This is a genomic window from Streptomyces sp. NPDC101160 (assembly GCF_044768205.1).
In the GTDB taxonomy this organism is placed as follows: Bacteria; Actinomycetota; Actinomycetes; order Streptomycetales; family Streptomycetaceae; genus Streptomyces.
The window spans coordinates 1,029,278-1,055,416 of sequence record NZ_JBIWPJ010000001.1; the positions used below are offsets into that span (position 1 = coordinate 1,029,278).

At 71.6% G+C, this 26,139-nt stretch carries 23 protein-coding genes; 15 read left to right on the plus strand and 8 right to left on the minus strand.

Annotated features, from left to right (window positions below):
• The first annotated feature begins 421 nt into the window (after positions 1-421).
• Genes ACIRSU_RS04530 through ACIRSU_RS04540 form a run of 3 tightly spaced genes read left to right on the plus strand, consistent with a single transcriptional unit; the run spans position 422 to position 3,971 of the window.
• Positions 422-1,855, plus strand: a complete 1,434-nt coding sequence (locus ACIRSU_RS04530; RefSeq protein ID WP_403789126.1) for a uracil-xanthine permease family protein — start codon at positions 422-424, stop codon at positions 1,853-1,855.
• Positions 1,852-3,264, plus strand: coding sequence for an amidohydrolase family protein (locus ACIRSU_RS04535; protein ID WP_403789128.1), 1,413 nt, complete (start codon positions 1,852-1,854; stop codon positions 3,262-3,264). The genes ACIRSU_RS04530 and ACIRSU_RS04535 overlap by 4 nt, the downstream gene beginning before the upstream one ends.
• Positions 3,261-3,971: a sulfite exporter TauE/SafE family protein gene (locus tag ACIRSU_RS04540; protein WP_403789130.1), complete on the plus strand. Its 711-nt coding sequence runs from the start codon at positions 3,261-3,263 to the stop codon at positions 3,969-3,971. Before ACIRSU_RS04535 ends, ACIRSU_RS04540 begins: the two co-directional genes overlap by 4 nt.
• Positions 3,972-4,013: 42 nt before the next feature.
• On the opposite strand, the gene ACIRSU_RS04545 is transcribed toward ACIRSU_RS04540, so the two are convergent.
• On the minus strand, positions 4,014-5,057 hold the full coding sequence (locus ACIRSU_RS04545; protein WP_403789132.1) for a LacI family DNA-binding transcriptional regulator: 1,044 nt from the start codon (positions 5,055-5,057) through the stop codon (positions 4,014-4,016).
• An 85-nt stretch (positions 5,058-5,142) separates the two neighbouring features.
• On the opposite strand from ACIRSU_RS04545, the gene ACIRSU_RS04550 reads away from it, so the two are divergent.
• On the plus strand, positions 5,143-5,541 hold the full coding sequence (locus ACIRSU_RS04550; protein WP_403789134.1) for a molybdopterin-binding protein: 399 nt from the start codon (positions 5,143-5,145) through the stop codon (positions 5,539-5,541).
• A 139-nt stretch (positions 5,542-5,680) separates the two neighbouring features.
• Here ACIRSU_RS04550 and ACIRSU_RS04555 read toward each other — a convergent pair whose 3' ends face one another.
• Together ACIRSU_RS04555 and ACIRSU_RS04560 are read right to left on the minus strand one after the other, a co-directional pair.
• Positions 5,681-5,836: a helix-turn-helix domain-containing protein gene (locus ACIRSU_RS04555; RefSeq protein ID WP_403789136.1), complete on the minus strand. Its 156-nt coding sequence runs from the start codon at positions 5,834-5,836 to the stop codon at positions 5,681-5,683.
• Positions 5,833-6,213 carry a hypothetical protein gene (locus ACIRSU_RS04560; RefSeq protein WP_403789138.1) on the minus strand — a complete coding sequence of 127 codons (381 nt, stop codon included), beginning with the start codon at positions 6,211-6,213 and terminating at the stop codon, positions 5,833-5,835. The genes ACIRSU_RS04555 and ACIRSU_RS04560 overlap by 4 nt, the downstream gene beginning before the upstream one ends.
• Before the next feature lie 278 nt (positions 6,214-6,491).
• Here ACIRSU_RS04560 and ACIRSU_RS04565 point away from each other — a divergent pair, with 278 nt between their 5' ends.
• Positions 6,492-7,694 carry a DUF6236 family protein gene (locus ACIRSU_RS04565; RefSeq protein WP_403789140.1) on the plus strand — a complete coding sequence of 401 codons (1,203 nt, stop codon included), beginning with the start codon at positions 6,492-6,494 and terminating at the stop codon, positions 7,692-7,694.
• Positions 7,695-7,712: 18 nt separating this feature from the next.
• Here the strand turns inward: ACIRSU_RS04565 and ACIRSU_RS04570 are convergent, their stop codons facing one another.
• Positions 7,713-8,210, minus strand: a complete 498-nt coding sequence (locus ACIRSU_RS04570) for a hypothetical protein (protein WP_403789142.1) — start codon at positions 8,208-8,210, stop codon at positions 7,713-7,715.
• A gap of 219 nt (positions 8,211-8,429) precedes the next feature.
• On the opposite strand from ACIRSU_RS04570, the gene ACIRSU_RS04575 reads away from it, so the two are divergent.
• The 4 genes from ACIRSU_RS04575 (at position 8,430) to ACIRSU_RS04590 (ending at position 12,809) form a co-directional block, all read left to right on the plus strand.
• Positions 8,430-8,930, plus strand: coding sequence for a molybdopterin-dependent oxidoreductase (locus ACIRSU_RS04575; RefSeq protein ID WP_403789144.1), 501 nt, complete (start codon positions 8,430-8,432; stop codon positions 8,928-8,930).
• Positions 8,931-9,039: 109 nt separating this feature from the next.
• A complete protein-coding gene (locus ACIRSU_RS04580; RefSeq protein WP_403789146.1) occupies positions 9,040-9,432 on the plus strand; it encodes a molybdopterin-binding protein in 393 nt (130 codons plus the stop codon).
• A 94-nt stretch (positions 9,433-9,526) separates the two neighbouring features.
• On the plus strand, positions 9,527-10,342 hold the full coding sequence (modA, locus tag ACIRSU_RS04585) for a molybdate ABC transporter substrate-binding protein (RefSeq protein WP_403789148.1): 816 nt from the start codon (positions 9,527-9,529) through the stop codon (positions 10,340-10,342).
• Positions 10,343-10,496: 154 nt separating this feature from the next.
• Complete coding sequence (locus ACIRSU_RS04590) at positions 10,497-12,809, plus strand: ABC transporter permease (protein WP_403789150.1); 2,313 nt, start codon at positions 10,497-10,499, stop codon at positions 12,807-12,809.
• A gap of 195 nt (positions 12,810-13,004) precedes the next feature.
• Here ACIRSU_RS04590 and ACIRSU_RS04595 read toward each other — a convergent pair whose 3' ends face one another.
• A complete protein-coding gene (locus ACIRSU_RS04595; RefSeq protein ID WP_403789152.1) occupies positions 13,005-13,424 on the minus strand; it encodes a molybdopterin-binding protein in 420 nt (139 codons plus the stop codon).
• A 596-nt stretch (positions 13,425-14,020) separates the two neighbouring features.
• On the opposite strand from ACIRSU_RS04595, the gene ACIRSU_RS04600 reads away from it, so the two are divergent.
• The 4 genes from ACIRSU_RS04600 to ACIRSU_RS04615 all read left to right on the plus strand — a co-directional run bounded on the left by ACIRSU_RS04600 (position 14,021) and on the right by ACIRSU_RS04615 (position 19,268).
• Entirely contained in the window at positions 14,021-15,097 is a 1,077-nt protein-coding gene (locus ACIRSU_RS04600; protein WP_403789154.1) for a hypothetical protein, read from the plus strand.
• A gap of 108 nt (positions 15,098-15,205) precedes the next feature.
• Positions 15,206-16,297, plus strand: a complete 1,092-nt coding sequence (locus tag ACIRSU_RS04605) for a hypothetical protein (RefSeq protein ID WP_403789156.1) — start codon at positions 15,206-15,208, stop codon at positions 16,295-16,297.
• A gap of 222 nt (positions 16,298-16,519) precedes the next feature.
• Complete coding sequence (locus ACIRSU_RS04610) at positions 16,520-17,281, plus strand: maleylpyruvate isomerase family mycothiol-dependent enzyme (protein WP_403789158.1); 762 nt, start codon at positions 16,520-16,522, stop codon at positions 17,279-17,281.
• A 310-nt stretch (positions 17,282-17,591) separates the two neighbouring features.
• Positions 17,592-19,268 (plus strand): M4 family metallopeptidase, encoded by a 1,677-nt coding sequence (locus tag ACIRSU_RS04615; protein WP_403789160.1) that lies wholly within the window; start codon positions 17,592-17,594, stop codon positions 19,266-19,268.
• 314 nt (positions 19,269-19,582) lie between these two features.
• On the opposite strand, the gene ACIRSU_RS04620 is transcribed toward ACIRSU_RS04615, so the two are convergent.
• Entirely contained in the window at positions 19,583-20,515 is a 933-nt protein-coding gene (locus tag ACIRSU_RS04620) for a MurR/RpiR family transcriptional regulator (protein ID WP_403789162.1), read from the minus strand.
• Positions 20,516-20,999: 484 nt separating this feature from the next.
• Positions 21,000-21,131 (minus strand): hypothetical protein, encoded by a 132-nt coding sequence (locus tag ACIRSU_RS04625; RefSeq protein ID WP_403789164.1) that lies wholly within the window; start codon positions 21,129-21,131, stop codon positions 21,000-21,002.
• Positions 21,132-21,293: 162 nt separating this feature from the next.
• Between ACIRSU_RS04625 and ACIRSU_RS04630 the strand changes: the two genes are divergently transcribed.
• Positions 21,294-22,070 (plus strand): helix-turn-helix domain-containing protein, encoded by a 777-nt coding sequence (locus tag ACIRSU_RS04630; protein ID WP_403789166.1) that lies wholly within the window; start codon positions 21,294-21,296, stop codon positions 22,068-22,070.
• Between the two features lie 73 nt (positions 22,071-22,143).
• Here ACIRSU_RS04630 and ACIRSU_RS04635 read toward each other — a convergent pair whose 3' ends face one another.
• A complete protein-coding gene (locus ACIRSU_RS04635; RefSeq protein WP_403789168.1) occupies positions 22,144-25,485 on the minus strand; it encodes an AfsR/SARP family transcriptional regulator in 3,342 nt (1,113 codons plus the stop codon).
• Positions 25,486-25,923: 438 nt separating this feature from the next.
• On the opposite strand from ACIRSU_RS04635, the gene ACIRSU_RS04640 reads away from it, so the two are divergent.
• Positions 25,924-26,055 carry a hypothetical protein gene (locus tag ACIRSU_RS04640; RefSeq protein ID WP_403789170.1) on the plus strand — a complete coding sequence of 44 codons (132 nt, stop codon included), beginning with the start codon at positions 25,924-25,926 and terminating at the stop codon, positions 26,053-26,055.
• The last annotated feature ends 84 nt before the right edge of the window (positions 26,056-26,139 follow it).

Genomic DNA, 26,139 nt, shown 5'->3' on the forward strand with positions numbered 1-26,139 from the left:
GGTTCGGGGGCCGGGGGCACGGGGTTGCCGCTGCGCTGCCAGGCATCCGGACATGGAGGCGTGAGGGGACCGGGGCGAACGGCCCGGGCCGGAGACAGATCCTGGCGGACAGGCATGCCCTCGCGCAAGCCATGGGATCGCACTTCTGAAGCAAAACCCCTTAGTAACTTACGAATCGATGGCTGACGGCCGCGCGCAGTGCGGATTTCGTTGCCACTTCTGACGCCGCGTGAGTTCGCACCGCCGGCACGGGCCGGCCAGCCGCTTTCCGCGCCCACGCCCTTGACGGCCGGCGGGCCGCCTCACATACTGACGGCCAAATCGATTTGGCCACCTCGCTTTGGCTCCCCGTCCAGGGCCGGATCGCGGCTGAACCTCTGTCGTGCCCCCGTACGTGTCGAACGCCGATCGGAGCTCGAACGTGTCCAGTCCCCGCCAGTCCCCCACCGGAACCGATCAGCCGCCGGCGCCCGCGCCGGAACCCGCCGGCCCCGCCCCGGTGGACCAGGTCCGTGCCGTCCACGCCGTTCATCCCGTCGACGAGTCGCGCCCGCTGGGCCGGATCCTCCTCTTCGGGATCCAGCACGTCCTCGTCATGGCCGCCACACCGATCTCGGCCGTCTTCCTGATGAGCGCGTCGCTCGGCCTCGGCAACAACCTCACCGTCAAACTGCTCTCCGCGGCCTTCGTGCTCTCCGGAGTCGGCTCCCTGATCCAGTCGCTCGGCCCGTGGAAGTTCGGCTCCCGGCTGCCGTTCGTGATGCTGCCCGGGGGCGCGCCGCTGATCCTCTTCCTCTCCATCGCCGAACAGCACGGTCTGCGCACCGCGTCCGGCGCGGTGATCCTCACCGCCGCCTTCACCTTCGTCGTACTGCCGCTCTTCTCCCGGCTCCTCGCCTTCTTCCCCGCCCTCGTCATCGGCACCATGATCGTCATCGTCGGCGTCAACCTGGTGAAGGTCGGCGCGGTCCTCGTCACCGGACGCCCCGGCACCCCCGGCTTCGCCGACCCCTCGAACCTCGCCCTCGGCATGGCGACGATCGGCTTCACCGTCGTCTTCTACCTGCTGTTCACCGGCGTCCTGCGGCAGCTCGCCGTCATGCTCGGACTCCTCGCCGGCACGGCGCTGGCCGCGGTCCTCGGACACGTGGACCTCGGCCGCGCGGCCGACGGCGGGCTCGTCGGTCTGCCGCAGCTGATGCCGTTCGGCTCGCCGCAGTTCAGCCTCGTGGCCGCGCTGCCGCTGATGCTCTACAGCCTCGCCTCGATGGCGGAGGCCACCGGCCAGACCGTCATCAACGCCGAGGCGGTCGGCAAGGACATCGACCGGCGCACCGCCGTCCCCGCGACGGTCCGCGGCGACGCGCTCACCTCCCTCTTCGGCGGATTCCTCGGACTGCCGCTGATGGTGACGAGCGGCGAGAACATCGGCATCGTCCGGGTGACCGGCGTCCGCAGCCGTTACGTCACCGCCGCGGCCGGCGCGGTCCTCATCGCCATCGGCTTCCTCGCTCCCGTGACGCGCGCGATCAGCCTCGTCCCGCCGGCGGTCGTCGGAGGCACCGCCATGGTCGTCTTCGCGGTCGTCACCGTGCTCGGGGTGCAGCTGCTCGGACGCTCCGACCTCGACAAGCACACCAACACGTTCGTCTGCGCCGTCGCCCTCGCGCTCGGACTCCTGCCCATCCTCGTGCCGGGCGTGTACGCGGGCTTCCCGCCGAACGTCCGCATCCTCCTCGAAAGCGGCGTCGCGGTCGGCGCGGTCACCGCCGCCGTCCTCAACGTCCTCTTCCACCACCTCAGGCCGGGCATCGTCGCCCGCCTGGCCACCAGCCGTACGGAAAGCCACCGATGAACCAGCGCATCCGCCGACTCCTCGACAGCCCCGGCCCGCTCCTCCTGGAACCGGACGCCGTCCTGCTGCCGGAAGGGCCCGCCGACGGCTTCGCCGTCGTCGTCGCCGACGGCACCTTCCACGCCGTCGGCCCCTCGGCCGAACTCCGGCTCAGCCACCCGCACTTGGCAGGCGTACGACTGCCCGGCCACCTCCTGATGCCCGGCTTCGTCGACGCCCATCACCACCTCACGCAGAGCTTCGGCTCCGCACTCGCCTTCGGCGAGCCGTCGGAGATCTTCCGGCGGGTCTGGGTACCGCTGGAGAGCGCGCTCGACGAGGAATCGGCCTACACGGCCGCCAAGCTGGCCGCCCTCGAAGCGCTGCGCGGCGGCTTCACCACCGTCGCCGACGCGGGCACCCGCGCCGACGTGGACGTGGACGTCGTCGCCTCCGCGGCGCGTGACGCGGGCATCCGCTGCGTCCTCGGGCTGGTCTGCAACGACGCCGCGGACGCCCCGGACACTCCCGGCGCCGAAGCCGACCCCGCCGTCCTCGCCCGCGCGGAGAAGCATCTCGCGCGGTACGAGGGCGACCCGCTCGTCCACCCCTCCCTCGCCGTCTCCATCCCCGAGGCCGCGACCGACGCGACCCTGCGGCACGTCTCCCGGCTCGCCGCCGAGGCGGGAGCCACGGTCCAGATCCACGTCAACGAGCATCTGGCGAGCGTCGAACGCTCCCTGCTGCGGCACGGCCTGCGCCCCCTCGAACACCTCCACCGCACCGGCGCGTTGGGCCCGCAGCTGCTCGCCGCCCACGCCACCCTCCTCACCCCCCGCGAGCTGACCCTGCTGGCCGACACCGGAACCGCCGTCAGCTACAACCCGGTGGCCAGCGCCTGGAAGGGCAACGCCGTCGCCCCGGCGCTCACCATGGCCGAGCGCGGCATCCGCTTCGGCCTCGGCACCGACGGCACCCGCGGCGACGGTTTCCGCCTCGCCGAGGCGGCCGAGTTCGCCCAGCGGATCACGTACGGGCTCGCCACCGGCGACTCCTCGTGCGGCGCCGGCTGGACCTGGCTGGAGCACGCCACCCGCGGCGGCGCCGACGCCGTCGGCCTCGGCGCCCGGACCGGCGTCGTCGCCGAGGGCCTGGCCGCCGACTTCCTCCTGGTCGACGTCACCACCCCGGAGCTGGCGCTCTCCTGGGACGTGCCCTGGGAGCTGGTGCGCCGCGGCAACCGGGACCAGATCACCGCCGTCTTCGTCGGCGGCCGGCTGCGCCTGTGGCAGGGCCTGCCCACCACCTGGGACGGCCCCGCGCTCGTCCGGCGGGCGGCCGAACTGGCCCGCGCCTCCGTGGCCCGCGCTGCCATCACCCGAGCGCACCCCACGTCCACGGCGGCACGGACGAGGAGCATCGCAGCGTGAGCGTCACCACTCTGGCCGTCCTCGCGCTCACCGTGGCGGTCGCCTCGTTCGTCCAGGGCAGCAGCGGCCTCGGCTTCGCGCTGATCGTCGCTCCGGTGGCCGGGCTCCTGGCCCCCGGACTGCTCCCGGTGTTCGTACTGGCGGCGATGATCCCGCTGAACATGTACGTCGCCTGGCGCGAGCGCGCCGCGCTCGATCTGCGCGGCGCCGGCTGGATCACCGCCGCGCGGCTCGCCGCCACCCCCGGCGGGCTCGCGCTGCTCTGGCTGATCCCGGACCGCAGCCTGGGCCTCTTCGTGGGCATCGCCACCGTCCTGGCGGCGGTCGTGAGCCTCGCCGCGCCGGCCTTCAGCCCCGGCCGGGCCGCCTATCTCGGCGCGGGCGCGATCACCGGGCTCACCGAGACGGCCACCGGCGTCGGCGGCCCGCCGCTCGCCCTGGTCTACCAGCACCGCCCGCCGGCCGAGCTGCGCTCCACCGTCGCCCTCTGCTTCCTCGTCGGTGAACTGGCCTCGCTGGCCCTGCTGTTCGCCACCGGCAAGGGGCAGCCGGCGGACCTCGGCTGGGCGCTGGCCCTGCTGCCGGCGATCGCCGTCGGCGCCTGGGCCAGCCGCCTGGTGCGGCACCGGCTGAACGCGTCCCGGATGCGGCTGTTCGTACTCGGGTTCGCGACGGTCTCCGGGCTCGTCCTCATGCTCGGGCCGTGACCCGCAGCGACGAGGCCCGGGCGATCACCCGGGGCTCGGGCCTCATGCTCGGGCCGTGACCCGCAGCGACGAGGTCCGGGCGATCACCCGGGGCTCGGGCGACGTGACCACCGCGCCGGTGGTCACGTCGCCGCGCAGCCGGCCGAGGAGCAGTTCCACCGCGTCGGACGCCGCCCGGTCCAGATGGAGGTCGACGGCGGTGAGCGGCGGCTCGCACAGACGGGCACGCAGACCGTCGTAGCGGGTGACGACCATGACGTCGTCGGGCACGGCGCGCCCGCTGTCCTTGATCGCCCTGACCGCCCCGACGGCGAAGGCGTCCACCAGCGCGCACACGGCGTCGATGCCGGGATGCCGGGCGAGCAGCTCCGCGCACGCCGCGCGGCCGGCCTCCTCGCCCCCCGCCTCCGGAGCGGTCGCCACGACCGGGGTCCAGCCGTACTCCGCGCAGCTCCGTTCGTACGCCGCACGGGCGTCGACCGCCGCGTGCCGCTCCCCCGCTCCGATGATCAGCGCCGGCCGCCGGGCGCCCTGCTCGTGCAGGTGGGCGAGCAACAGCTCGGCGACGAGCCCGCCGTGCAGATCGACGTAGGGCGCCGTCTCCTCCGGCGACACGGGCCTGCCGAGCGCCACGTACGGCAGTCCGCGCTCCTTCAGATCGGCCACGGCGGCGTCGTTCACATCCGGCTCGACGACGATGGCGCCGTCGATGTCGACGGAGTGCAGGCCCGAACCGGACCGCACGGGCGGTACGAGCACCAGCGCGTAACCGTGCAGCAGCGCGCTCTCGGCGGCGGCAGCGGCGATCTCCATGTAGAACCCGAGCCGCGACGGCCCGGCGGCCACCGCGACCGGCATGGACGAGGCGAGCGCGATGGCCTTGGCCTGACCGCGCCGCAGCCGCTGGGCCCGCAGGTTGGGCCGGTATCCCAGCTCGGCGGCGACCTTCTTGACGCGTTCCCGGGTCCGCGGGTCGACCTTCCCGATCCCGTTGAGGGCGTGCGACACCGTGGTGCGCGAGACCCCGGCGGCCGTGGCGACCTCGGCGATCGTCGGCGGTCGGGAGCCGGCCCCGGACGTGGACATCTCCGTCACTCCTCATACGCTCGCGGACAGGCGCCGTCCCGCCTGCCGCCCAAGATAGTTCAACCGGGTGGCCTAGAGTGCCGGTGTGCCGTCGTACAGCATTGGGCAAGCCGCGCAGCTGCTCGGAGTGAGTTCGGAGACCGTTCGCCGGTGGGCGGACGGCGGCAGGCTCGGCATGGAGCGGGACAGCTCCGGCAAGCGGGTCATCGAGGGAACGGCCCTGGCCCGTTTCGCGCAGGAGCGCGGTGCGGGGCTGCACGCCGTCCCGGAGGACGACGTGTCGACCTCCGTGCGCAACTCGTTCGTGGGGATCGTGACGGCCGTCCGGGTCGACGACGTGGCGGCCCAGGTGGAGGTCCAGTCGGGGCCGCACCGCCTGGTGTCGCTGGTGACGCGCGAGGCCGTCGAGGAGCTGGGGCTCGAGGTCGGCGTCACGGTGACCGCCCGGGTGAAGTCGACGAGCGTGCACATCGACGTGCCCTGAGCACGCGCACGACCGCGCGGGACCACTCACGAGACCACTCGCAGGTCACGGGATCACTGACGGCGCCGGTCCGAGGCCGCTCCGAGGCTGGTCGGGCGCTGCTCCGGGGCCGGTCCGAGGCCGCTCCGGCGTACGGCCGTCAGCGGCAGAGCAGTGCCGCGCGCAGGTCCGCCTTCTGGTCGAGGCGGGACAGGTCCCGGCCGGTGAGGGCCTGGATGCGGTCGACGCGGTAGCGGACGGTGTTGACGTGGATGCGCAGCGCCTCCGCGGTCCTCGACCAGGAGCAGTGCTTCACGTACGTCTGTACCAGGCGGTCTCCCCCACCACCTCGGGGAGATCCCGACCGAGCCCGAGGTAGTCCTCCGTGCAGTCGGCGCCGGGGTCGCCCATCCCCGCGGTGAGGTCCACCTGCCGCCCCAGGAAGGCAGAGACCTGGCGGCTCTCCTGCGCCATGAACTCACGGGCGTTGCGCATCAGCCCCTTGCTCGTCTCACCGAGGACGTACGAGCTGAAGCCCATCTTGTCGAGCGTCGTGGAGGCCGCCGAGACGTACACCTTGGCGAACGCCTGCCCCGCCTCGTCATCCCCGGCCATCCCCTGCTGCCGCGCGAGTTCATGGCCGAGAGCGATGGCCGTGTCACGGGCTCCTCGCATCGTGTCGAGAAGTCCCATGGAGCCTCGGATCATTCCCTCCGCGATGAACTTGAAGTCCGGAGCCGGCCCAGTCACCGTTGCATCCCCCTTGCAGACGTGAACAGCCAACCTAAAGCAGGTGGAGTGGCATTGGCAGACGCCAAATAGCAGCTCCAGCGTCGCCCGTGGCCGAGAACCGACCGCAGCTGAGCACCTCTGCAAACGGCCTGGACCAAGGCGGGCTTGTACGGTGGCCTGACCACCTACCGCCGGAGCTGGGGACCGGACGGTGGATTCGAGGAGGGGAAAGAAAGACCATGCAGCAGATCGGCCTGTACTACCCATACATCCACTGCCGCGACGAACGATGGCTCAAGCTGACGGCGCTGTACTGGCCGAAGTTGGCACGAGTCGTCCCGGACGGATACCCGGTTGCCGACTCGGACACAGTCGCTGCTCTGAACGACGGGCTCGGCGGATTCCTTGAAGCCAGGTCGCCCCGCGCGGCAGCAGCGGCCGTCGCACCGCTCTTCCTGGACCTTCTACGGGAGCACGGTGGGGTCCTCCGGGCGATCCATGGCGTCATGGACGTGGCCGAGGCCAACGGATTCCAAGTCACGACCGAGCCAGCGGCACAGCCGGAGCTCAACCCCCGCTTCGGTCTCGCCGGACTCCACTGGGACGAAATCTCCCCCGAGCTACGGGACGCCCTGGTCGAGCACCGCCTGGCGATCATCACAGAACGCACGCGGATCGCCCGGACAGACGGCATTCGCTGGGTCGCCATGCGGCCAAGGCTGGCCTGGGTCTACAAGTGCGTCCTGACCGACGAGCTGGCCAGACGCACACGCTTCACCCCCTTGACCGATCAAACGACCTCCCACGGCGCCCACGGATGGGACGCGCAGCTCATCGCGCAGACGCTGCTGGACATCGGAGAAGTTCTCCCTCCCGCTCATGGAGAGGGTCTGCAGCAGACAATCGGCCTCATGTCACTCCGTCTCGTGGTCCCGGAAGACCTCGATGCCGTACCGGTCGAGAAGATCGTCCAGCTACGCAACCGCCACCGCGCGGAGTTCAACGCGTTCACCGACGCGGTGAGTACCGCAGCCTCGAATTTCCGGGAGTCCCTCGGTTCGATCGAGGACCCGGAGGCGCTTCGGGAGCACCTAGCCCTCACAGTGACGCGGACCTTCGAAACCCCGCTTGAAGAGCTCCGCAAAGCCATGAAGGGGCTGGGGATCACCACCGCGTTCAGCGCCATGAGCACGAAGTTCGAACTGGGCACCGCCACCACGCTTGTCCTCGGGAGCATCCCGGCAGGCCAGCCACTCGCTACAGCGAGCGGAGCGGTCCTCGGACTTGCGGCTCTGCGCCACAGCGCCAGCAAAGCTCGGGAAGCGCAGCTGCGTACATCGCCCGCGGCCTTCTTGCTGCGGGCAGAACGCGACCTCCAACCGCAGCAGCTCCACACTCGTGTGCTGCGCGGCTTCGGCAGGCTCGCTGGGACCTCCGTCTGACCCCACCAGCGGGACTGATCACCGGCGTCCGGACAGCCGCCTATCGGTGGAGTCTGATGGAGCCCGTACGGCCGAAGCGTCGAGGAGTAGATCCGTGAGCGCCCGAACGCAGGAGTCCAGGAGGTCCGGGGACTTCTCCTCGGACTCCGAGGCGCCGACGTACGTCGTCATCTGCTCCTCCAGGGCGGCGAACGTGCGGGGCGGGCTGGCGTGGGTGATGCGGGACTGTTCGTAGAGCACGGCGAACGGGGCCGCGCGGGCGCGTTTGGCGCGGGTGGCGTGGACGACGCGGCAGGGGACGGTCGGGTCGATCTCGGCGAGGACGGCGGGGAGGTAGTCGGCGCCGTTGTTGGCCTCGATGACCACGCAGTCGGCCTGGTGCTCGTGGTAGAGGGCGGGTGTAGGTGTCCCTTCCCGCCGGACCGCTGCCGAAACCGCAGGACACGGCAGCGCGTCGTCGCCCCAGACGAGGGAGAGGGCCAGGCGGTCGAGGCGCAAGAGATGGTCGACGTGCAATCAATGCTCCCGGCACATCGTAAATGCGTTGGCTCGCCCTCGACCGGGCGGCGCGGAGAGTTGGCCCATGGACCGGGACGATGTGAGCGCTCTTCTCGTATCAAGCTCACAAATGCAGTGCCAGACGCCGAATTCGAGTGGCAGACACGGTTCCCGGCCCCGGCAGTCGGGTAGCTCTGCGCGCAGCCGCCGCACCGACCGCCTACGAGGGGACCGACGATGAGCCGACCGAGCGCCGCACCCCACGCCCTGCCCGCACCCACCGGATCCTTCGCGCTCTGGGGAGACGTGGCCCGCCCCGTCACGCTCACCGTCGCCGATCTGCGTCACGGCTGGGAGCAACACCGGACCGAGGTCGTCTACGACTGCGCCAAGGACGGGCCGCAGCACCACACCTTCGTCGGGGCGCTGCTGCGCGAGGTCGTCGACCGGACCCGTCCCGGCTTCGATCCCGCCCGGCGCAAGGAGCGGTCCAGATTCCTGCTGGCCGTGAACGGCGGCGACGGGCACCACGCCGTCCTGTCATGGGCGGAGATCGACGCCGACTTCGGCAACGCGCCCGTCCTCCTCGCGACCCGCGTGGACGACGAGGAGCTCGACTCGGCCGGCACCCAGCTCGTCGTCCCGTCCGACCGCTGCGGGGCGCGCTATGTGAGCGCCGTCACCGGTATCTGGATCGGCTCCTGCCGGCTTCCCGGGGCCCCGCTGTCCGCGTCCTGAGACGGCCGGCGACCTCCCTCATCCCTTCCTCCAACCACCCTCTCATTCGCGATGGAGAGTCGCACGACTTTGTTGCAGATGTGCGGGATCGGGACCTACGGTGTCGCATATGCAGTCCTACACCATCGGGCAGGCCGCGCGTCTGCTGGGCGTGAGCCCCGACACCGCCCGTCGCTGGGCGGACGCGGGCCGGGTCGCGACCCACCGCGACGAGAGCGGCAGGCGCGTGATCGACGGCAAGTCGCTCGCCGCGTTCTCCGTGGAGATCGCGCAGGGCGAGGGCGACGACGACGCGTCGTACACCTCGGCGCGCAACGCCTTCCCGGGCATCGTCACCGGGATCAAGCTCGGCGACATCGCGGCCCAGGTCACGATCCAGGCCGGTCCGCACCGGCTGGTCTCCCTCCTCACCCGTGAGGCCGTGGAGGAACTGGGACTGGAAGTCGGCATGCAGGCCACCGCCCGCGTGAAGTCGACCAGCGTGCACATCGACCGCACCTGACCACCCCTCACGCAAGCCCGAAACACTTCGGCCGTCGGCGCGACCGGCCTTGCTCCCCGCACTTTCCGTACGTCCCCAAGGAGTTCAGACCGCCATGTCCCTCAGCCTCACCGTTTCGAGACGCCGTGCCGCCGCTGCCGCCCTCACCGCGGCGCTGCTCGTCCCGCTCTCGGCCTGCTCCAGCGACGACACCAAGAAGGACAACGGCGGGTCGAAGCCCTCCGCCTCCGCGAGCAGCACGTCCCAGGTGAACCTGACCGTGCTCGCCGCGGCCTCCCTCACCGACGTCTTCAAGACCGCCGGCGCCGCCTACGAGAAGTCCCACCCCGGCACGAAGCTCACCTTCTCCTTCGCCGGCTCCCAGGAGCTCGTCGCCCAGGTGTCGCAGGGCTCGCCCGCCGACGTCCTGGTCACCGCCGACACCAAGAGCATGGACAAGGTCAAGGCCGACACGAGCGCGCCGGTGATCATCGCGAGGAACCGCCTCGTCATCGCCACCGGTGAGGGCAACCCGCACAAGGTCGGCACGCTGAAGGACCTCGCGGACACCAAGCTCAAGGTCGTCCTGGCCGCGCCCGAGGTGCCGGCCGGCAAGTACAGCAAGCAGATCCTCGACAAGCAGAAGGTCGTGGTGAAGCCGGTCTCCCAGGAGCCGAACGTGCGCGCCGTGCTCAGCAAGGTCGAGCTGGGCGAGGCCGACGCCGGCCTCGTCTACAAGACGGACGCCGACAGCGCGAAGGACAAGGTCGACGCGGTGGAGATTCCCGACGACCAGAACGCCATCGCCAAGTACCCGGCCGCCACGCTGAAGGACTCCAAGAACGCCCAGGCCGCCGCCGCGTTCGTCGCATGGCTGTCCTCGCCCGAGGGCCAGAAGATCCTCCAGGACGCCGGCTTCCAGAAGCCGTAACCGACCGGGATCACCCGGACCGACCGACCGGGATCACCCGGACCGCGAGGGGCTGTCCGCCCGGGGGGACGGACAGCCCCTCGTCTCCCTTTTCCCGAGTTTCCGCGTCTCCACGTCTCCACGTCTCCACGTCCTCCTGTCTTCGGGATCATCGATGAAACGATCAGGCGCACGCACCTCCGGCGCCCGGCCGCCCCTCACCCTGACGCTGCCCGCGCTGGTGGCCGTGGCCTTCCTGACCCTGCCGCTGATCGGCATCCTCGTACGGACGCGGTGGAGCGAACTCGCCGACCACCTGAGCTCACCGGGCACCGTCCAGGCGCTGAAGCTGTCGCTCCTCGTCTCCTTCTGGGCGCTCGGCCTCTCGCTGCTGCTCGGCGTCCCGCTGGCCTGGCTCCTCGCCCGGGTGCCCTTCCCGGGCAAGGCGTTCGTCCGCTCGCTCGTCCTGCTGCCGATGGTGCTGCCGCCGACGGTCGGCGGTGTCGCGCTGCTCCTCGCCTTCGGCCGACGCGGACTCCTCGGGCCGTGGCTGGAGAACACCTTCGGCATCACGCTGCCCTTCCACACCTCCGGCGCCGTGCTGGCAGCGACCTTCGTCGCGATGCCCTTCCTGGTCATCAGCCTGGAGGGCGCGCTCGGCGGACTGCGGCCGCGCTACGAGGAGACGGCGGCCTCCCTCGGCGCCTCGCCGGTCCGAGTCTTCTCCACCGTGACCCTGCCGATGGTGGCGCCGGGCGTCGTCGCGGGCGCGGCGCTGACCTGGGCCCGGGCGCTCGGCGAGTTCGGCGCCACGATCACCTTCGCCGGGAACCTGCCGGGCACCACGCAGACCCTGCCGCTCCAGGTCTATCTGCTGCTCCAAGACGAGCCGGAGGCGGCGACCTCCGTCTCCCTGCTGCTCCTCGCCATCGCCATGGCCGTCCTGGTGACCCTGCGCGGACGATGGATGGGCGCCCCTGCCCGCGACGTCCGGCGCCCCGCGCCGCCCGAGTCCGGCCCGGAGCCGGTCGCAGCGAAGGCGGTCGCCACGGAGCTGGTCGCCACGGAGCCGACCGCCGCCGGGCCGCGTGCCACGGAACCGGTCACCACCAAGCCGGTCGCCACGGAGCCGATGGCCGCCGGGCCGCGTGCCACGGAACCGGTCACCACCGAGCCGCGTGCCGCCGAGCCGCTCGCCACCAAGCCAGCCGCCGCCGAGCCGCGTGCCATCGAGCCGGCCGCCCCGGAGCCGACCGCCGCCGAGCCGCGTGCCGCCGAGCCGGCCGCCACCAAGCCGGCCGCCGCGGAGCCGATCGCCGTCGGGCCGCGTGCCACGGAGCCGGTCACCACCGAGCCGGCCGCCGCGGAGCCGGCCGCCACCGAGCCGACCGCCGCCGAGCCGGTCGCCGCGGAGCCGCAGGTCCAGGCCGCCCCGCCGGCTCCGGCCGGCGAGCGCTGGGCGCTGCACGCCGAGGTCACCGGTTTCACCCAGCTCACCCTGGACGCCGAACCGGGCACCACCATCGCCGTCGTGGGACCGAACGGCGCCGGCAAGACCACCCTGCTCCGGGCCCTCCTCGGACTCACCCCCCGGGCCCACGCCGCCCTCCGCCTCGGCACCACCGACGTCACCGCCCTGCCTCCGCACCGGCGGCGGGTCGCCTGGGTGCCGCAGGACGGCGCCCTCTTCCCGCACCTGACGGCCCTCGCCAACACCGCGTACGGCCTGCGGGCGCAGGGCGCCTCGCGGGCCGAGGCCCGGCGGGAGGCCCAGGCCTGGCTCGACCGCCTCGGGGTCGGCCACCTCGCGCACCGCAGGCCCGGGCAGCTGTCCGGCGGGCAGGCGCAACGGGTCGCCCTCGCCCGGGCGCTGGCCGCCCGCCCGCGGCTGCTCGTCCTCGACGAACCGCTCGCCGCGCTCGACCAGACCACCCGCGCCCACGTCCGGCACACCCTGCGCACGCATCTGACCCGCTTCGGGGGCGTCTGCCTGCTCGTCACCCACGATCCGGTCGAGGCGGTCTCGCTCGCCGACCGCGTGCTCGTGCTCGACGAAGGCCGTGCCCTGCAGGATGACGCTCCCGCCGAGGTCGCCCGCCATCCGCGCTCGCCCTGGGTGGCCCGGATGCTCGGCCGCAACGCCTGGCCGGGCACGGCCACCACCGAGGGCCTCGCCCTCGACGCCGGCGGCGTCCTCGTCACGGCCGACCCTCCGGCCGCCGGCACCCCGGCGCTCGCGATCGTCGCGCCCGAGGCGGTGTCCGTCCACCGCGAGAAGCCCGCCGGCAGCCCCCGTAACGTCTGGCCCGGCACCGTACGCGAGATCACCAGCAGCGGCAGCCGCCTTCGCGTCCTGATCACCTCCGAGCAGGCGCCCGACCTCGTCGCCGAGATCACACCGCAGGCCGCCGCGGAACTCGGCCTGGCCGACGGGGTCTCCGTCTGGACCAGCGTGAAGGCGACGGAGGCGACGGTCGTAGCCCTCTGAACGAGCGGATCACCACCCGAGCGTCGGGCCGGAAGGCTGCGCGTAAGGCCGCCCGGACATACGGCCGATCGACCGCACTGACGGCGCCGGCCGCCGTGTCGAAGGCGGGCAGCGGGCAACGCGCGCGCAGAGTCTCGGCGAGCGTCAGCCCGGCGGCGTCGGCGCAGATCAGACGTCGTGGAGCAGGCGCGGAGATCAGGCGGCGGAGAGCGAGATCTCCGTCGACTTGATCAGGGCGACCACAGAGGAGCCGGCCTTCAGGCCGAGGTCCTCGACGGCGTCCTTCGTGATGGCGGCCGTCAGCTCCCCGCCCTCGACGGAGACCTTCACCGAACCCATGGCGCCGCCGGTCGACACCTCCGTGACGGAGCCCGCGAGCTGGTTCCGGATGGAGATGCCCGCGACGGCTCCGGTCGCGAGGGCGACCTCCGTGGACTTCACAAGGGCCTTGACCGCCGAGCCCTCGGCCAGACCCAGGTCCCTGACCGCGTCGGCGGTGATGGCTGCGGTGATGTCCTGACCGCCGGCCAGGCGCACCTTGACGGAGGCCATGGCCTCGCCCGTGGTGACGGCGGTGACGGTGCCGGGGAGCTGGTTACGAATGGACAGGGTCATGGAAATGCGCCTCGCAGAGCCGGAACTGAGCAGCCGTCACTTGTGTGACCTGCACCTTTGTCGACGCTACCGGAAGAAAAATTCCCTTCGGCGGCATGCATCGCATCCGCCAGCCGAATGGACGCAATGCCCTCGCACCGGGCGCGTCCACGGCACTGGCCGCGGCGGGGCCCGCGTATGACGAACGTCGAGGCCGCCCGATGGGACTCCCGTCGCGCACGCCCGACTCACATACGCAAGGTGAAATACCGAGATAGCCAGTAGATGTGATCTAACCATGCTGATACAGTCCGCATTTGCGTACGCATGAGTGACCCTCATCGCAGGTTCGCGCGGGCTCCTGCCTCTCCCTACCTCGCCCTGCGCAGACCGGCCCGGCGGCCAACGATCCCGCCGGTCTCGCCGGTATCGAAGATCTCGCCGATATCGCCGGTGTCACCGGCATCACCGGTCCATGGGGAACAACCCCGAACCCCCGAGAGCCGCCTCGGCATTCCGGGGCGACAGACCCTCACCCTCCGCGGCACCGCACTCGAACCTGACCTCCGCTCCCCGGTCGTCGGTCGCCGTGTCGACCATCAGAAGGATGGAATCCGATGACAAGAAACCTCTTCCGGCGCCCTGCTCCGAGCCGGCTCGTGGTCCTGGGCGCGGCACTGGCTCTGGCGACGCCTGGCACGGCGTACGCCAACACCGTGGCCGTCACCGTGAAGACCCCCGGGGCCACCAGTGGCCCCGCCTCCGCCAACTCCGAGATATCGAGCCACGCGGACTGTTCCAGCGGTCTCGTCTCCGGCGGCGGGATCAACCAGGCCATCGGCACCGGCTCGAGCGTGAACGGCAACCACGTCAACGGCACCGCGCCCAGCTCCGACGGCACCAGCGAGTACACCGGCTCCACCGGTGTTGTCGGCACCGACGTGACGCACTGGCTCGGCATCGGCGGAAGCGGAGGCCAGGTCAACGCCTCCTACTCCACCACTCCCTACGCGATGTGCTTCACCAGCAACCTGATCAACCACACCCAGGTCGTCATGAACAAGGCCAACGCCCCCACCGCCGGGGCGACCGTGGGCCTCGTCACGGCGACGTGCCCGGCCAACACCCGGCTGATCGGCGGCGGCGCCCGTACCACCCCGGGCAACACCGGCAGCCTGAAGGTCGTCGCGAGCTTCCCCACCTTCAACAACTCCGCGCACTCCTTCGGCGCGAAGGCCGCGGCGGACGGAGAGACGAACCCCGACTCCTGGACGGCGGCCGGCTGGGACTCCGGCGCCAACAGCGCCAACTACACCTACGCGTACGCGATCTGCAGCGGAAGCGGCATCAACGTCGGCGGCGCCACGGTGAAGGTCCGCTACACCGAGGTGAGCGGCCCGACCACCGGGAGCACGGGCCAGACGGCGACCGTGGGCTGCGGCCAGGGCGACGGGAATCTGGTCAGCGGAGGCGCCGCGATCAGCGGGGGCAGCGTGACCACCACCAACTTCACGGGTCCGGGCTCGGGCGGCGACCACCTCAACGGCAGCTTCCCCAGCACCTCCGGCGGCGCCGCCGTCAGCGACGGGACCACCACCGCGGCGTACTGGACGGCCTCGGCCCACACCGGCGGCCAGTCCTCGCCCGGCACGTACACCGACGCCTGGGCGCTGTGCGCCAACGACGGCGTCTGAGGCGGCCGTTCGAGACAGCCGGACGGCCGAACAGCCGGACGGCCGGGCCTGCGGACTGCCGGCTGCCGGCTGCCGGCCATGAAACATGCACCCGAGAAAGCGAATCCGATGTCAATGAATCTCTGGCGGAGCTCCGCCACCACCAAGGCGCTCCTCCTGGCCGGCCTGCTGACCGTGGCAGTGCCGGGAGCCGCGTACGCCAAGACCGCCGATGTCACCGTCGTCACGCCCGGTGCCACCATGGGCCCCGCGACCCCCTTCACCGGGGTCTCCTCGCACGCCGACTGCCCGGACGGCCTCGTCTCCGGCGGCGGGGCCGACCAGGCCATCGGCAGCGACGAGATGTCCAACGGCAACCACGTGATGGGCATGGCGCCCAGCGCCGACGGCGCCGCCGAGTACACCGACACGCCCGGGATCGTCGGCACCGACGCCACGCACTGGATGGCGTTCGGCGGCAGTGGGAGCCGCAGCAGCGACGCCTTCTCCACCACGCCGTACGCGATCTGCCTGCACAGCAACCTGATCAGGCACACCCAGGTCGTCATGAACAAGGCGTCCGGCCCCACTACCGGCCTGTCGTCCAGGCTCGTGACGGCGACGTGTCCCGCCGGCACCGTCCTGATCGGCGGCGGCGCCCGTACCACCCCCGCCAGTGTCGGCAGCCTCAAGCCGATCGCGAGTTTCCCCACCTTCGACGACGCCGAGCACCACTTCGGCTCGATCGCGGCGGGTGACGGCGAGCGCGACCCCGATTCCTGGACGGCGGTCGGCGGGATCGGCGGCGGACGCGGCGCCGACAACATGACGTACGCCTACGCGATCTGCGGCACGGGCGACATCGGCCTCGGGCACGTCGCCACGACGGTGCACTTCGCCGAGGTCAGCGGCCCGAACACAGCCTCCACGGGACAGACGGCGACGACCGGGTGCTCCCGCAGGGAGGGGCAGCTGGTCAGCGGCGGCGCCGCGATCAGCGGTGGCAACGTGACGACGACCGACTTCAGCAAGGCGACCTCGGGCGGCCCCCACCTCAACGGCAGCTTCCCGAGCGACGCCGCCGGCACCCCGGTCGGCGACGGCGACGCCAACCCGTCGTACTGGACGGCAGCCACCCACAGCGGGGGCTCGCCCTCCCAGGGCAGCTACTCCGACGTCTGGGCGCTGTGCCTTGACGTACGGCACGGGCACGACAAGTAAGCGGACCGGTTGACATCCTCAACCATCGCGGCTTACCTTCCTTCCTGCATTACTTCAGAACATGAATCATCTACCTGCTTAAGCATCCTTCTGGGCACGTCATGGCTTCCGCTCTCTTGCGCAGCGGCGGCCGCGCCGGCCGACGGACGCTGAACGACTCCGTTCAGCAAGGCCGAGAGGCTGCCCTGGGGCACCCGGGGCAGCATCACAGAAGGAATCCGCATGAACTCCGCAGAGAACGTCGCCGCCGTCGCCGCCGAGACGGCCAGGTTCGTCGCCACGGTCAAGACCGCCGACCTCTCCGCCCCGGTGCCCACCTGTCCGGGCTGGACCCTGGCCGACCTCACGCAGCACACGGGCTCGGTGCACCGCTGGTTCACCGAGCTGCTCCGCCAGGGCATCCAGCACCCGCCGACCAGCCGTGACGTGGATCTCCAGCTGCCGGAACACGCCGACGCCTACCCGGACTGGCTCGCCGAGGGCGCCACGCGGGCCGCCGAGGTCTTCGCCGCCACCGACCTGGACGCCCCCATGTGGGCGTGGGGGCTCGACCAGCACGCCCGCTTCTGGGTCCGCCGCATGCTCTTCGAGACCCTCGTCCACCGGGCGGACGCCGAACTCGCCCTCGGCCTCGCGCCGCACATCGACCGCGCCCTGGCGGTCGACGGCATCGACGAGTTCCTCACCAACCTCCCGTTCGCATCCCGCTTCGCGCCCCTCACCGCCGAACTCCGCGGCCAGGACCAGACCATCCGTTTCAGCTGCACGGACAGCGACGGCGACTGGCTGATCACCCTCCGCCCCGACGGCTTCGGCCTGACGCCCGCCCCCACCACCCCCCACACCGCGGACGCCACGGTCCAGGCAACCGCGGCGGACCTCCTCCTGCTCGCCTACGGCCGCCTGGACCACCGGAGCGACACCTTCCAGCGGCTCGGCGACCCGGACCTGCTCGCCCACTGGTTCACGCACTCGGTGTTCTAGGGGCTGAGAGAGGGTTCTGGGGGAGGGTTCTGAGGGAGGGTCCTGAGGGAGGGACGTCGGTCGCCTGACAACGGCCCCCTCAGGACAGCATGTTGCGGGTTCCTGTGGCGTCTGTGTCGGCGCGTATCGCGGCCTTGTCCTTTCCATGAACAAGCCGGCGGCAAATCCGGCACGAGCCCCCGAACCCCCCTTCATGCCACATGACATGTGCGCGGCGGACTGGGAGTGTCCCTGCCCATCAAGGCAGTCCTCCTTGTGCGAGTCGGGCGGCGATCCCGCCCAACTCCCCGCCACCTTCTGGAGAAACCACATGTCCTCGTTCTCCCCCACCAGCTCCAGGGCGCGCCGCCTCGCCCTCACCTCCGGCGCCGCCGTCCTCACCGGCGCCCTGCTCGCCGCCGGTGCCGGCGCCGCCACCGCGTCGGCGGGTTCCGATCCGGAGCCGTACGACGGCGCCTCCGTCGCGGCCACCGCGCAGTCGCTCGGCCTCGGCGCCAAGGAGAAGCTGGTCGTCAAGGACGTCATCAAGGACGCCGACGGCACGGTCCACACCCGCTACGAGCGCACCTACGCCGGCCTTCCGGTCCTCGGCGGCGACCTCGTCGTCCACCGTGCCGCCGACGGCGCGGTCAAGGACGTCACCAAGGCCGTGCGGGCCACCATCAAGGTCGCCTCGCTCACCCCGAAGCTGACCCCGACCGCCGCCAGGTCCGCCGCGGTCAAGGCCGCCAAGGCCGTGAGGACCACGGGTTCCGCCACCGGCGAAGCCCCGCGCAAGGTCATCTGGGCCGCCGACGGCAAGCCCGTCCTCGCCTACGAGACCGTCGTCAGCGGAACCCAGGACGACGGCGTCACCCCGAGCCTGCTGCGCGTCGTCACCGACGCGAACACCGGCAAGAAGCTGTACGAGGCGCAGCTGATCGACGACATAGCCGACGGCGTCACCACCAAGGGCGTCGCTCGGACCGCCAAGCCGGGCGGCGGCTCCCCGGTCAGCGCGGTCGGCACCGGCGCCAGCCAGTACAGCGGCACCGTCAGCCTCAACACCACGACCGCGTCGAAGGGTTACAGCCTCGTCGACAACGAGCGCGGCGGGTCGAGCACCGTCGACCTCCAGCACCGTACGGGCGGCAAGGGCGTCCTGTTCACCGACGCGGACAACACCTGGGGCAACGGCACTCCCGCCGACAACCAGACCGCCGCCGTCGACGCCGCCTACGGAGCGGCCAAGACCTGGGACTTCTACAAGGACGTCCTGCACCGCAACGGCATCAAGAACGACGGCCGGGCCCCGGTCTCCCGCGTCCACTACGGCAACGCCTACCAGAACGCCTTCTGGGACGACAGTTCCTTCACCATCACCTACGGCGACGGCGCGAACAACCAGCACCCGCTGACCCAGCTCGACGTGGCCGGCCACGAGTTCAGCCACGGCGTCACCTCCGCCACCGCGGGCCTGCAGTACTCCGGCGAGTCCGGCGGCCTGAACGAGGCCACCTCGGACATCTTCGGCACCGCGGTGGAGTGGAACGCGAACAACGCCCAGGACCCGGGCGACTACCTGCTCGGCGAGAAGATCGACATCTTCGGCAACGGCAAGCCGCTGCGCTACCAGGACCAGCCGAGCAAGGACGGCCGCGGTTCGGCCGACTACTGGAGCGCCGGCGTCGGCAACCTGAACGTGCACTACTCGTCCGGCGTCGCCAACCACTTCTTCTACCTGCTGTCCGAGGGCAGCGGCGCGAAGGACATCAACGGCGTGCACTACGACAGCCCGACCGTGGACGGCTCCACGGTCGCCGGCATCGGCCGCGACAAGGCCGTACAGATCTGGTACCGGGCGCTGACCACGTACTTCACCTCCACCACCGACTACCACGGCGCGCGTGAGGGCACCCTGAAGGCGGCTGCCGACCTCTACGGCGCGGGCAGCGCCGAGGCGAAGGCCGTGGACGCCGCGTGGGCGGGGGTGAACGTCAAGCCCTGACCGCGGGCCCTGAACGCCAGGCGGTGAACGAGGCGGCTCCGACCCAGGGGTAGATCGGAGCCGCCGCAGCCGTTCAAACACGAGGGCCGTCTGAGGAGGAGGGGGCGACCCTGCGATGTTCTGTTCGGGCCCGTTGGGGGCCTCCTCAGTAAATATACTTACCGTCGATAAAGCAAGAGAATGAAAATTTTCATACGCAGAGTGAGGAGAGCGCCCCGCTCGGTCGTCCGGCCCCCGTCGTAGAAGGTCGGAGGAGAGGATCGAAGGAGAGGGCCGAGGGAAAGGTTCGAGGCAGGGGTCAGCCGGTCGGCCGGTCAGCCGTCCAGGAAGAAGTCGTGCTGCTCCGCCGCCTGCTCGTACTTCTCCAGCCGGGTCTGCGTACGCTCCGGATCCGCGTCCGCCATGGCCTGGAGGATGGCGGCGGACAGCACTCCCGGCGCCGCGTACGAGTCGAAGACGAGCCGGGCGCCGGTGCCGGCGGTGAACACCACGTCGGCCTCGTCGACGAGCGGCCCGAGCGCCAGGTCGGTGATCAGCGCGACGCGCAGCCCGGCGGCGCGAGCGGCCCTGACGACCGAGAGAGTCTCCTTGGCGTGCCGGGGCATCGCGAAGGCCAGCACCCACGTCCCGCCCGCCTCGCGCGCCTGCAGCAGCCCGTCGTAGGCGACACTGCCGCCCCGCGTCACCACCCGTACGTCCGGGTGGATGCGCCGGGCGGCATACGCGAAGTACTCCGCGAGGGAGACCGAGATCCGCAGGCCGAGGACGGTCAGCGGTACGGATCGGGCCAGCTCGCGGCCGATGTCGAGAATCCGGTCGGGGTCGGCGAACACGCGCCGCAGGGCCGTCAGGTTCTCGATCTCGGCATCGACCGCCGACTGCAGCTCGTTACGGAGCCGCCCCTCCCCCTCCCCCTCGTCCGGCGCACCGGCGACCGCGCTCAGCGCGATGGGCTGCAGGGCCTCCCGGAGCGCGGGATACCCGCTGAACCCCAGCGACGAGGCGAACCGGGTCACCGACGGCTGACTGACGCCCACCCGCTCCGCGAGCTCCGTGATCGAAAGGAACGCGGCCTCGGTGAGGTGATCCGTCAGGAACTGGGCGATGCGCCGCTGCGCCGGAGACAGCCGGCGCCCGCCGAACAACGCCCGCAGCCGCTCGGCGGGAGAAGCCGCCTCCGCCTCCGCCGAACGCCTGCCCGGCGTGATCGCCGCAGCCTGTGCGCGCGCTTGCTGCCCAGATGGCACGGGGTGCCTCCTTCTTGTCTCGCTGCCGCCCAAGATAGTTCAACGGGCGGCACTGCCCGCGGCTCGAGACATGGGCCGAGGCATCAGCGGGACCAGACGTACGGAAGCCTCTGCCTGACCTTCACCCCGGGCTGTCCGGGCGACGGCGAGGCTGTCCTGGCGGTGATCGCCGACTGCCCGCCCGGCTCAGGTCATGTTCAGGTACTGGCGCGGTCCGTGCCCGATCGCATCATCCCTCGTGGTGGCTCGTTCTCGCGCTAGTCGGCCGATAGCGCCCGGCGGTGATCCTTGACGCAGCACCACTGGTCGCAGGCGCGGCAGACGCGTGATCCGCCCGTCTGCCGTCCCCGCCTCCGACACACGCGGTGTCGACGGATGTCGCTCCCCGCCGACGGGCGGGAGCGCGCCGGAGAGGAACGGCTGCTTTCGCAGTGGGGAAATGGGGGAATGGGTGGGCTGGTCAAGCATGTCGGCTCCTGTCGTTTCAGCGGCGGGCCGATTCGAGTCCTTCCGCGAGAAGGTGTCCGACGAAGTCCTGTCCGACGTGTCCCGGGCACGCGGCACCGGACACCGGCTCGATGTCCGGGAAGAGGTCCTCGCCGAAGAAGTTGCCCACGAGGAGGTCTATGCCGGCGAGACCTCCGACGGCGGGGCCCGCATCAGGAGTCTGGGCCTGGGACCGGTGCGGCTGACGGCGGGTGACGTCCCGCCAGGAAGCCGGGACACCCCGCTGTTTCCGGTCCCGAGCGGTGGCCCCGACGAGTACAGGCTGGCATGGATGACCGAAGCGAGCGGCCCGGGCGCCCCGTCCGGCACGAAGGCGCCGCCCCGGAGCACTCTGGTGCTCAGTGACCCCGTATGTCCGGCAGCCGTCCGTCCCGCGGAAGCGGAGGGCCAGGTGCGGGCCGCCGTCCTGCACATACCCCGCGCCTCACTCGCCCTGCGACGGGATCACGTCGAGCTGCTCCTGGCGCGGCCGATCTCCACGGGCAGCGGCAGCGCTGCCGTCCTCGCCGCCTTTCTCGCCACACTGCTCGAGCACGGCGCCGGCTGCCGGCCCGAGGAGCAGACCAGCATGGGCGCCGTCGCTCTCGATCTGGCAACCGCCTGTCTGGCCGAGCAGCTGCGCGTCCTGGAGACGGGCACGGACGAGACCCGGGCGCAGACACTGCTGAGACGCGTTCACGGCTTCATCGCCCAGAATCTCGCGGACCCGGACCTCACGCCGCAGACGATCGCCCACCGGCACCACATATCCCTGCGTACGCTGTACGGCCTCTTCAGCCGGCAACCCGCCAGCGTCGCGACGGTCATCCGGCGCGGCCGCCTCGAACGCTGCCACGCCGACCTCGCCCGTCCGGATCTGCGCCACCTCAGCGTCCAGGTCATCGCCTCACGCTGGGGCTTCACCAATCCGAGCACCTTCAGCCGGGCCTTCCGCGAGGCATACGGAATCAGCCCCACCGAACACCGCGCGACAGCCGAACACCGCGCAACCGCCGGACACCGCGCGGCAGCCTCGGAACCCGCACCGCCCGGTCGGGCCGCCGCCTGACGGGGCGAATCCGGCGTGCGCCGTCGCAAGACCGCCTCGCCGGGGCCCGGAGGAGAGCGCCGGGCGCGGGAGATCATGCGGACGGCTCCGGCGCGCCGGACTCCTCGGCCTGGGTGTCCGGCGCCAGCGAGCGGGCGCGGGACAACACCTCCTGTGCGGCGATCGTGCCGGGCCGGTGGCCGATCTCCGCCAGGATCGACACGGCGTGCTCGGCGTGCCCGGCTGCCTCGACCGGTCGCCCCTCGGCGAGGCGGAGGCGGCCGATGACGGTCAGAGCCTTCCCCTCGAGAATGCGGTAGCCCTCGCGGCGGGCTCTTTCCAGGGCGTGCCGGACGTACGCGTCGGCCTCGGCGAGATCGCCCCGCAGGAGGAGGGCCCCGGCCCTGCCGATCAGGATCTCCGCCTCGGTGTGCCGGGCGCCGGTCTGTTCGGCGAGGCCCTGCGCCCGTCGGTAGATCTCCTCGGCTTCGGCGAGCTGCCCGAGAGCGGCGCGGACGGACGCCACGGTCTGGAGGGCGGCCGCCGCAAGACGCCTCTCCTCGATCTCGTCTGCCAGAGCCGCGGCGGCCAGGGCGAGGTCCAGGGCGGTGCAGTGGTCGCCTCTGTCACGGTGCCAGTCGGCCAGCCCCCGGAGGGTTTCCGCCTCGCTGCCGCGGTTGCCGAGCTCCCGGTGGACGGCGAGGGCTTCGGTGAGGCACTCGAGTGCCTCCTCGGAGCGCCCCAGGAGCCCGAGGACCTGGCCCAGGTTGCCCCGGGTGACTCCTTCTGCTCCTCTGGAGCCGATGCTTCGGCTCAGTTCGAGTGCCGCGGCGTTGTGCCGTTCGGCCTGACGCAGGTCCCCCAGTTCTTGGCGGAGCAGGCCCATGTTGCCTTCCATGCTCAGCCGGAGCAGGTTCCACCGCGGGTCCGCCGGCAGGACGTCGACGGCCGCCTCGTAGCGTTGGAGCGCGTCGCGCAGCTTCCCCGTGAGGATGCCGACCAGGCCCAGGTTGTTGAGTGCCTGGGCCTTGCCCTCCGCCCAGTGAGCGGATTCCGCGTCTGCCAGCACCGCCTCGTAGTACTGAGCCGCGCGTTCGTACCGGCCGAGGCTGCGGTGCGCGTCGCCGAGGCTCAGGCGGGCGGTGGCGGAGCCGATCGTGTGGTGTGCCCCCTGCGCCGCCTCCAGCCCCGCCTCCGCCACGGAGACCCAGTCCGGGCCCGTTCTGACCAGCCAGAAGTAGCCGCGCAGGGCGTCGCACAACTCCCAGGAGGCGGCGGGCAGGCCGAGCGCCGCACCTCTCTGGGCCGCGATGACCAGGTTCGTGTGCTCACGCCTGAACCACTGGCGTGCCGCGGTCTGATCGGGCAGAACCAGGGTGCCGACCGTGCCTTCCTCCACGCCTCGGCAGGAGCTCGCGGCCGTGTCGACGACGCTCTCCTCGTCCGTGTCGACGACGCTCCCCTCGTCCGCGCGCCCGGCCGCCTGTCCGGGCGCGAACGCGCGCAGCTTCTCCGGATAGAGCAGCCGGGCCCCGGCGTGCACGCCCGCGAGGTAGTGGTCGTAGAGGCGCCGAAGGGCCGCGGCACGCTCCTCAGGGCCCTCGTCCGCCGCCGCGCAGCTCTCGGCGAACAGCCGCAGCAGGTCGTGGAGGCCGTACGCGTCCGGGTCGGTCTGACCGACGAGATGGACGGCGACGAGTCGCCTGAGCAGCTGCGACGTCCGTGCGACGGGCAGCCCGAGCAATGCGGAGGCGCCGGCCGCCGTGATCGTGGGTCCGGGGACGAGGCTGAGGCGGCGGAAGAGCCTGCGCGCGTCGGGTGACAGCGACAGGTAGGACAGGGAGAGGACCGCCTGCAGGCTGCTGGCCTCGTCGTCCGGCACGCTGAGCGCGGCGAGTCTCCGGTCCTCGTCGCGCAGCCGATCGACGTGGCCGGCCACCGGGCGGTCCCCGCCGGCTTCCCGTACGTTGACGGCCGACACCCGCAGCGCCAGGGGCACGTACCAGCACAGTCGGGCCAACTCCGCCGTCGCCTCCGGCTCGGCCGCCACGACGGACGCGCCGAGGAGACGTTCCAGCAGCTCCGCGGCCTCTTCCGGAGTCAGGGCGTCCACTCTGAGATGGCGGGCGCTGTCGCGGACCACCAGGCCGGCCAGTACGTCCCGGCTGGTCACCACCACGTGGGACCCCGGGGAGCCCGGAAGCAGAGGGCGTACCTGGTCGGCACTGCGGGCGTTGTCGACGACGACGAGGACGCGCTTCTCGGCCAGCAGGGTCCGGTACAGACCCGCGGCACGGTCGGGATCGTCGGGGATCCGCTCCGCCGGGACCCCGAGCGCGTAGAGGAAGCTCGCGAGCGCCTCCACGGGCGTGACCGGCCTGGTCGTCGCGTAGCCCCGCAGATCGATGTAGAGCTGCCCGTCCGGGAACCGCGCTCGGGCGCTGTGCCCCCAGTGCACCGCGAGCGCGGTCTTCCCCATGCCGCCTTGCCCGTCGATGGCGGTGATGACCATCGGTCCGTGGGTGCCCGAGGCCCCGGCCCATTCGTCGAGGGCTCGCAGGTGGGCGTCGCGACCCGTGAAATGAGCGGTGTCGGGCGGGAGTTGCCGGGGCGGAGGCACCTGCTCCGCGCTCCGGGAGGCGGCGGCACGGGAAGCGGCTGCGGTCGGTGCCGCGAGGGCCGGACTGTCGGCGAGGATCGCGCGCTCCATCTCGCGCAGCGCGGGGCCCGGCTCCAGACCGAGCTCCTTGACGAGGACCCGACGTCCCTCACGGTAGACGTCCAGCGCGTCGGCGCGCCGGCCGGCCCGGTACAGCGCCAGCATGTACTGCGACCGCAGCCGTTCCCTGAGCGGTTCCCGCGCGAGCTCGCGCCGCATCTCACCCAACAGGGCGTTGTGGTGACCGAGGCGGAGGTCGATGTCCATCAGTTTCTCGAACGCCGAACGCCTCGCCTCTTCGAGACGAGGCGCCTCCACTTCGGCGAGATACCGGGACGCCGTTCCTTCCAGCGCCTTGCCGCGCCAGAGCCCCAGGGCCCGCCTCTGGAACTGGGAGGCGGCGACGAGGTCGCCGCGCTCCTGTGCGCCTTCGGCCTGTGCCACCAGATCGTCGAAGGCATGGACGTCGAGCCAGTGCGACTCCAGGCGCAGGACGTACCCGCCCGGCTCGGTGAGCAGGGGATCCGATCCGCATGCCAGGAGGACCTTCCTCAGCCGTCGGATGTAGTTGTGGAGCGTCGTTCTCGCGGTCTTGGGCGGGTTCGTTCCCCACAGGCCGTCGATCAGGTCCTCCGTCATGACGACACGGTCGGACCGCAGGAGGAACACGGTCAGCAGCGCCCGATGCTTCGCCGCCGATATCGGAACGGGCTGACCTTCGTGCAGGACTTCTTCGGGCCCCAAAAGACGGAACTCCACTGTCCTCCCCCTTGGCACGGCCGGCGCTCCCGTCCGCGCCGACGTCGGTCGCGCGCTGGCGCGATGTGATCATGCCAGGTCAAGGCGGCGCGGGAGCAGGATATTTCCGCGTGTCACGAGCCTGCGGAGCGGCTCCGGAGGTCGCGGGGAGGGGGAGCCTGGAGGTGCCGGGCCGGCGACTGCCCGCGTGGACAAGGACGGTGGTCCCGCGTGCGTCGCGGGCGAGGCGTAAACGTAAGCACGGGAGCGCCTTGCACGGAACGTGGAGCGATCCTGCACGTGAGGAACACACCGGCACGTCCCGCGAACCTAGGTTCATCAGTGCTGGAGACGACGCCGAGGCGTAAGCCCCCCGCTCCGTGGCGATGGTGGCCACGCGGCGGGACGGCCGCGGCGGCTGATCCGGCGGACCGATTGACCGTGAACACCCTGCCGGGTGTGGAGCAAGGAGACGACATGCCGTCCCAGACCGTGGAAATGCCCCAGATGCGAGTGGCCGCCGAGTCGGCGCCGAGCATCACCACCGACGCCCAGTACGAGCGCGCCTGGTACCCGCCCTACCTCGCGCCGGTCGGTGCGGCGAAGTAACCCGTAACGCGGCAGGCCGGTCGTCGGACTTCCGGCGGCCGGCCTGCCGTGTCCTCACCCGTACCGTCCCCACGCCTCACGAGG

Excerpts from the sequence above, each read along its gene's own strand:
- ACIRSU_RS04630 (WP_403789166.1), top strand. The coding sequence starts at position 21,294 with ATGACCGAAGCGAGCGGCCCGGGCGCCCCGTCCGGCACGAAGGCGCCG.
- ACIRSU_RS04590 (WP_403789150.1), top strand. The coding sequence starts at position 10,497 with ATGAAACGATCAGGCGCACGCACCTCCGGCGCCCGGCCGCCCCTCACC.
- modA (WP_403789148.1), top strand. The coding sequence starts at position 9,527 with ATGTCCCTCAGCCTCACCGTTTCGAGACGCCGTGCCGCCGCTGCCGCC.
- ACIRSU_RS04615 (WP_403789160.1), top strand. The coding sequence starts at position 17,592 with ATGTCCTCGTTCTCCCCCACCAGCTCCAGGGCGCGCCGCCTCGCCCTC.
- ACIRSU_RS04560 (WP_403789138.1), bottom strand. The coding sequence starts at position 6,213 with ATGGGACTTCTCGACACGATGCGAGGAGCCCGTGACACGGCCATCGCT.
- ACIRSU_RS04545 (WP_403789132.1), bottom strand. The coding sequence starts at position 5,057 with ATGTCCACGTCCGGGGCCGGCTCCCGACCGCCGACGATCGCCGAGGTC.
- ACIRSU_RS04595 (WP_403789152.1), bottom strand. The coding sequence starts at position 13,424 with ATGACCCTGTCCATTCGTAACCAGCTCCCCGGCACCGTCACCGCCGTC.
- ACIRSU_RS04640 (WP_403789170.1), top strand. The coding sequence starts at position 25,924 with ATGCCGTCCCAGACCGTGGAAATGCCCCAGATGCGAGTGGCCGCCGAG.
- ACIRSU_RS04610 (WP_403789158.1), top strand. The coding sequence starts at position 16,520 with ATGAACTCCGCAGAGAACGTCGCCGCCGTCGCCGCCGAGACGGCCAGG.
- ACIRSU_RS04600 (WP_403789154.1), top strand. The coding sequence starts at position 14,021 with ATGACAAGAAACCTCTTCCGGCGCCCTGCTCCGAGCCGGCTCGTGGTC.
- ACIRSU_RS04535 (WP_403789128.1), top strand. The coding sequence starts at position 1,852 with ATGAACCAGCGCATCCGCCGACTCCTCGACAGCCCCGGCCCGCTCCTC.
- ACIRSU_RS04565 (WP_403789140.1), top strand. The coding sequence starts at position 6,492 with ATGCAGCAGATCGGCCTGTACTACCCATACATCCACTGCCGCGACGAA.
- ACIRSU_RS04580 (WP_403789146.1), top strand. The coding sequence starts at position 9,040 with ATGCAGTCCTACACCATCGGGCAGGCCGCGCGTCTGCTGGGCGTGAGC.
- ACIRSU_RS04605 (WP_403789156.1), top strand. The coding sequence starts at position 15,206 with ATGTCAATGAATCTCTGGCGGAGCTCCGCCACCACCAAGGCGCTCCTC.
- ACIRSU_RS04575 (WP_403789144.1), top strand. The coding sequence starts at position 8,430 with ATGAGCCGACCGAGCGCCGCACCCCACGCCCTGCCCGCACCCACCGGA.